Raw genomic sequence first — 5551 nt, 5'->3', positions numbered from 1 at the left:
GCGTTGGCCGTCGCGCTCACCGCGGTCGCCGTCTCCGGATGCACCGGGCTCGCCCGTCGCGCTCCGACGCCGGAGCCGGGCTCCAACGAGGTGGGGTCCGGGGTCGAGGTGCCGGTGGACGCGACGGCGGAACCCGTCGTGGAGCCCGAGGCGACCGAGCCGCCTCCCGCGGCCGAACCGGAGCCCGCCTTCGTCATCACGCTCGTCGACCAGAACGGACGCAACCCCTCCGGCGTCCCGGTCGTCGTGGACGGTCCAGCTCCCCAGACGGCGACCAGCGACGACCGGGGGAGGGTCCGGGTGGCGGGCCCGGTCGGCGATTACCGGTTCCAGGTCCGGGTCGGCTGCACGGACTCGATCCTGGTCACCTACGGGGCGTCCGGGAACGGCCGCATCGTGCCCGGCCGGGTGACCGAAGGGACGATGCGGGCCGACTGGCAGCATCGCCATGCGCCGATCCCGCCCGTCTTCAGCTCGACCGGTCCCGGCTGGCCGGTGGGGCAGACGGTCGACCTCAGGTTCGGGGTGGGCGACAGATGCCGCGACGGGGACCGGGCTCCGCGCGCTGCCTTCGGGACCTTCCGGCTCCAACCGGGCGCGAACCTGTCGGTCGTGGGGGAGCCGGTCCTGCGGGCCGACGACGGGGGCTACGCCACCGTGCGCATCTCCTGCACCCGCGCGGGTCCGGCCGAGCTGGCGCTCATCGACTCTCGCAACCCCGCCGACACGTTCGACCTGGTGGCCAACGAGCGCTCGTTCGGGAGCCGACCGTCCTGCTCGGGATGACAAGAAATTTTAGCCGTGTCTAAAATGGTACTTAGACATGGCTACCCAGGTGAGCGCGGCCAGTGAGGCCGTCCAGGACTACCTGAAGACGATCTACGTCCTGGCCGAGGACGGCTCGGTCGCCACGACCGGCGAGATAGCCGACCGACTCCGGGTCTCCCCGGCCAGCGTCTCGGCCATGGTCCGGCGTCTGGCCGGACGCGGCCTGGTCCGCCACGAGCGGCACAGAGGGGTGACCCTCACCCCGGAGGGCGAGACGGCGGCGCTCGACGTTATCCGCCACCACCGCCTCCTGGAGACCTACCTGCACGAGGCGCTGGGGGTGCCGTGGGACGAGGTCCACGCCGAGGCCGAGGTGCTCGAGCACGCGATCAGCGATCGGTTGATCGAGCGGATCGCGGCCGCGCTGGGCAACCCCACCCACGACCCACACGGCGACCCGATCCCCCCTCGTCGCGGCAAGCACGTCGAACGCGCCTTCACCGGGTTGAACGAAGCCGGCCCCGGACGGGTGCGGGTCGAGCGGGTGTCCGACCGCGACCCGGACGCACTCAGGTACCTGGGCGACCTCGGGATCGTTCCCGGCGTCGCCCTCGACGTCGTCGAGCAGGCTCCCTTCGGGGGTCCGGTATGGGTGCGAGCGGGACGGCGCAAGCACGCGCTGGGTAGGCGACTGGCCGCGGCCGTGAAGGTCTCGACGGTGGACGGGGGTGGACGACGGTGAGCCGGGCCCTGGCGCTGCTTCTCGTGGTCGCGGCCGGCTGCGCGCCCTCCACGGCCCCCGACGACGACGCCCGCCCGAAGGCCGTCGCCACCATCAGCATCCTGTCCGACTTCGTCGCCGCGGTCGCCGGCGACCGGATCGATGTCGAGCCGATCGTGCACGTCGGCGGGGACCCTCACACCTACGAGCCGGTCCCGTCGGACCCCCGCCGGGTGGCCGAGGCCGATGTCGTCTTCCGCAACGGCCTCGGCCTGGAGCGCTGGCTGGACCGGCTGATCGAGGGCAGCCGGGTGGTGACGCTCACCGAGGGCCTGGACGCGACGATCACGCAGACCGGTCAGTACAGCGGGGACCCCGATCCCCACCTCTGGATGGACCCCCACCTCGCCCGCGGCTACGTGGCGAACGCCCGCGACGCCCTCGTCGAGCTCGACCCAGCGGGCGCCCAGACCTACCGCGACAACGCCGACGCCTACCTTCGCGAGCTGGACGAGCTCGACGCCTGGATCTCCGAGCAGGTGGGGACGATACCGGCTCCCAACCGGAAGCTCGTGACGACCCACGACGCCTTCCGCTACTTCGGACAGCGGTACGGGCTCGACGTGGTCGGCACGATCTGGAGCATCTCCACGGAGCGGGAGCCGTCCGCCGAGGAGGTGGCCCGGCTGGTGGACGACGTGAAGGCGCACGCCGTACCAACCGTGTTCATCGAGACGACCGTCAACCCCAGGATCATGCAGCGCGTGGCGCGCGATGCCGGGGTCGAGGTCGGAGAGCCGCTCTACGGCGACTCGGTCGGGGAGCCCGGGAGCGGCGCGGACTCCTACATCGGGATGATGCGCGCCAACGTGCGGGCGATCGTGTCCGGGCTCGGTGGGAGGACGCGAGGGTGAGGCTCGACGTCCGGGACCTGACCGTCTCCTACGGCGGGGCTCCCGCCCTTCGGTCCGTCCGGTTCTCGTGCGGCCCGGGGGAGGTCTGCGGGATCGTCGGACCGAACGGAGCCGGCAAGTCCTCGCTCATCAAGGCCGTCCTCGGCCTGGTCTCGGCCGACTCGGGGGAGATCCGCGTGGACGGACGAGCGGTGGACGCCGTCCGGTCCCAGATCGCCTACCTGCCCCAGCGCTCGGAGATCGACTGGGACTATCCGGCCGTCGTCTCGGAGGTGGTGACGATGGGCCGGTACCCCCACCTGGGGCTCGGACGACGACCGCGCAAGAGGGACCACGAGCTCGTCGCCGAAGCGCTGGACCGCGTCGGCATGACCGACTTCGCCCAGCGTCAGATCGGGGAGCTCTCGGGCGGACAGCAGCAACGGGTCTTCCTGGCCCGGGCCCTCGCCCAGCAGGCCCGCCTCCTCCTGCTCGACGAGCCCTTCGCCGGGATCGACGCGCTCACCGAGCAGCTGCTGCGCCGCCAGATCCGACAGCTGAGGGACGAGGGGGCGACCGTCGTCGTCGTCAACCACGACCTCGCGACCGTGGGCGGGCTGTACGACCGGCTGCTCGTGCTCGCCCGCCGGGTGGTGGCGTACGGACCCGTCCACCAGGTCTTCAACCCCCAGACGATCTCGACCGCGTACGGCGGCGTCCCCGCCTCGGTGGGGGTCGAGGTGCAGGCGGCCCGGCTCACCGAGGAGAGCCATTGAACCTCTACGAGGTGCTGGTCGACCCGCTCCTGCGGTACGGGTTCATGCGGTACGGCCTCGCCGTGGCCGCCATCGTCGGCGTGACCTCGGCCGTGCTGTCGTGCCTCCTCGTCGTGCGGCGCCAGGCCCTCATGGGCGACGCCGTCGCCCACGCGGTCCTGCTCGGCGTGGCGGTGGGGTGGGTGGCCGCCGGACACGTCGGCATCTTCTGGGGCGCGCTCATCGTGGGCGTTCTCACCGGGGTGGCCATCACGTTCGTCGAGCGCAACAGCCGGGTGAAGCTCGACGCCGCGATGGGCATCGCGTTCACGTTCACCTTCGCGCTCGGCCTCGCCATCATCAGCCTGCTCCGCCCGCGGGGGATCGACCTGTTCCACGTGCTGCTCGGGAACGTCCTCGGGGTGGGCCCGGTCGATCTGGCCCTGACCGCTGCGAGCGGCCTCCTCGTGATCGGCGTGGTGGTCGTCCTGTTCAAGGAGTTCCAGCTCTGGAGCTTCGACCCCGTGATGGCCCAGGCGAGCGGGCTACCGGTCGGCGCTCTGCACTACGTGTTCACCGCGCTGCTGTCGGCCACGATCGTCGCCGCGCTCCAGGCGGTCGGGCTCGTCCTCGTCATCGCGATGCTCATAACGCCCGGAGCGACGGCCTACCTGCTGGCCGACCGGCTGCGTTCGATGATGCTCATCGCGGCGGTCATCGGGCTCGTCTCCTCGGTCGGGGGCCTGTACGGCTCCTTCTACCTCGACGTGGCATCCGGACCGGCCATCGTGATCGTGGCCAGCCTCGTCTTCGTCGCCGTCTTCCTGTTCGCGCCGCGCCGGGGGATCGTCTCCCGCTCGGTGGCCCGGAGGCGGACGGGACGCAGGACGGTCGAGGAGGACATCCTCAAGGCCGTCTTCACGGCCGAGCAGGAGGGGGGTCGCACCGACACGGAGGCCCTCGCGGGACGGACCGGCCACAGCCCCGACGACGTGACCTCACGGATGGACAGCCTCGTGCGCCGGGGCCTGCTGCAAGGAGGCGCGACCGGTGCCCACTCGACGTCGGAGGGCCGTGACGAGGCCGTCCGGCTCGTGCGGGCCCACCGCCTCATAGAGTCCTACCTGGCGGAGGCGGAGGGGGTCCCGATCGACGAGCTGCACCCGGAGGCGGAGCGGCTGGAGCACTCGATGTCCGCGGAGGCCCTGGAGGACATCGACCGCGCCATGGGCCGTCCGGCCGCCGACCCGCACGGGCACCCGATACCTCGCCAGGGCGCACGACTGGGTGTGATAACCGGCCGTCCGCTCACCGACGGACGGGGGGGTCGCGTGATCATGGTCCGCGACGACCGAGAGGATGTCTTGCGGGAGATGGTCGCCCTCGGCATCCTGCCTATGCAGGAGGTGACGGTCGTGGGCGCCACCGAGGCGGGGATGCGTGTCCGGATCGGGGGCCGGGAGGCGGTGCTGTCCGAAGAGGTGGCCGCGAGGGTGTTCGTGACGGCCGAGGAGGGTGGCGACAGGTGATCAACACGTACAAGAGGCTGCCGGCCGACCCGGCGGATTGGTTCTCGCCGGACGAGGTCGCGAAGGCCAGGGAGTACCAGCGGCCGCTGGCCAGGGCCCGTGTGCTCGACGGCATCATCTCGACGGCGGTCCTCGCCGCGATCCTCTTGACGCACGCCGTCCCGCGCTACCTGGACGCGGTGGGCGTGGGGTGGTGGCCCGCCCAGGTCGTGCTCACGCTGCTCTTCCTCCTCGTGGTCTCGACGGTCTTCGACCTCCCGATGGCGCTCTGGCGCACGTTCGTGCACGAGCAGCGGTGGGGCTTCAACACCCAGACCCCGAAGGGGTTCGTGGTCGACCTCGTGAAGGGACTCGTGCTCAACCTCGTGATCATGTCCGTCCTGCTGACCGCGATCTGGGCGCTGATCCGGGCCACCGACATGTGGTGGCTGTGGGGGTGGGGGGTCGTATTCGTGTTCAGCGTCGGCCTCGGGATGCTCTACCCCATCCTGATCGCCCCGATCTTCAACCGGTTCACGCCCCTGGAGGACCCGGAGCTCGTGGGACGCCTGAGGGCGCTGGCGGACCGCGCGAAGCTGGCCATCTCGGAGGTGCTCGTGATGGACGCCTCCAAGCGCACGCGGAAGGACAACGCCTATTTCGCGGGTCTCGGCAAGACGCGGCGCGTCGTCCTGTTCGACAACCTGCTGGAGCAGCCCCCCGAGGCGGTGGAGGTGGTGGTGGCCCACGAGATGGGGCACTGGCGCCGCAAGCACATCTCGCGCAACCTGCCGCTCGGGGCCGCGCTGACGCTGGCCATGTTCCTGTTCGTTCGGTGGCTGGTGACCTGGGAGCCGGCTCTCGACCTGGCGGGTGTGGGTTCGGTGCGCGAGCCGGCGGCGATCC

6 protein-coding genes are annotated in these 5551 nt (G+C 71.3%); all 6 read left to right on the top strand.

Annotated features, from left to right (window positions below):
* A partial coding sequence (locus VM840_11255) for a hypothetical protein (GenBank protein HVL82153.1) occupies positions 1-786 on the top strand: 786 nt, incomplete at its 5' end.
* A 37-nt stretch (positions 787-823) separates the two neighbouring features.
* Positions 824-1510, top strand: a complete 687-nt coding sequence (locus tag VM840_11250; protein ID HVL82152.1) for a metal-dependent transcriptional regulator — start codon at positions 824-826, stop codon at positions 1508-1510.
* Complete coding sequence (locus tag VM840_11245; GenBank protein HVL82151.1) at positions 1507-2403, top strand: metal ABC transporter substrate-binding protein; 897 nt, start codon at positions 1507-1509, stop codon at positions 2401-2403. Before VM840_11250 ends, VM840_11245 begins: the two co-directional genes overlap by 4 nt.
* Positions 2400-3158 carry a metal ABC transporter ATP-binding protein gene (locus VM840_11240; GenBank protein HVL82150.1) on the top strand — a complete coding sequence of 253 codons (759 nt, stop codon included), beginning with the start codon at positions 2400-2402 and terminating at the stop codon, positions 3156-3158. The genes VM840_11245 and VM840_11240 overlap by 4 nt, the downstream gene beginning before the upstream one ends.
* The gene (locus VM840_11235) at positions 3155-4666 is read left to right on the top strand and encodes a metal ABC transporter permease (protein ID HVL82149.1); all 1512 of its coding nucleotides are present in this window, start codon (positions 3155-3157) and stop codon (positions 4664-4666) included. Before VM840_11240 ends, VM840_11235 begins: the two co-directional genes overlap by 4 nt.
* Positions 4663-5551 (top strand): M48 family metallopeptidase (locus VM840_11230; protein ID HVL82148.1); only part of this gene is annotated, 889 nt, incomplete at its 3' end. The genes VM840_11235 and VM840_11230, both read left to right, overlap by 4 nt.

This window comes from Actinomycetota bacterium (assembly GCA_035540895.1).
Classification (GTDB): domain Bacteria; phylum Actinomycetota; class JAICYB01; order JAICYB01; family JAICYB01; genus DATLFR01.
This window is presented reverse-complemented; position numbering and strand designations above follow the sequence as displayed.

Coding starts and splice junctions, on each gene's coding strand:
- VM840_11250 (HVL82152.1), top strand. CDS start 824: ATGGCTACCCAGGTGAGCGCGGCCAGTGAGGCCGTCCAGGACTACCTG.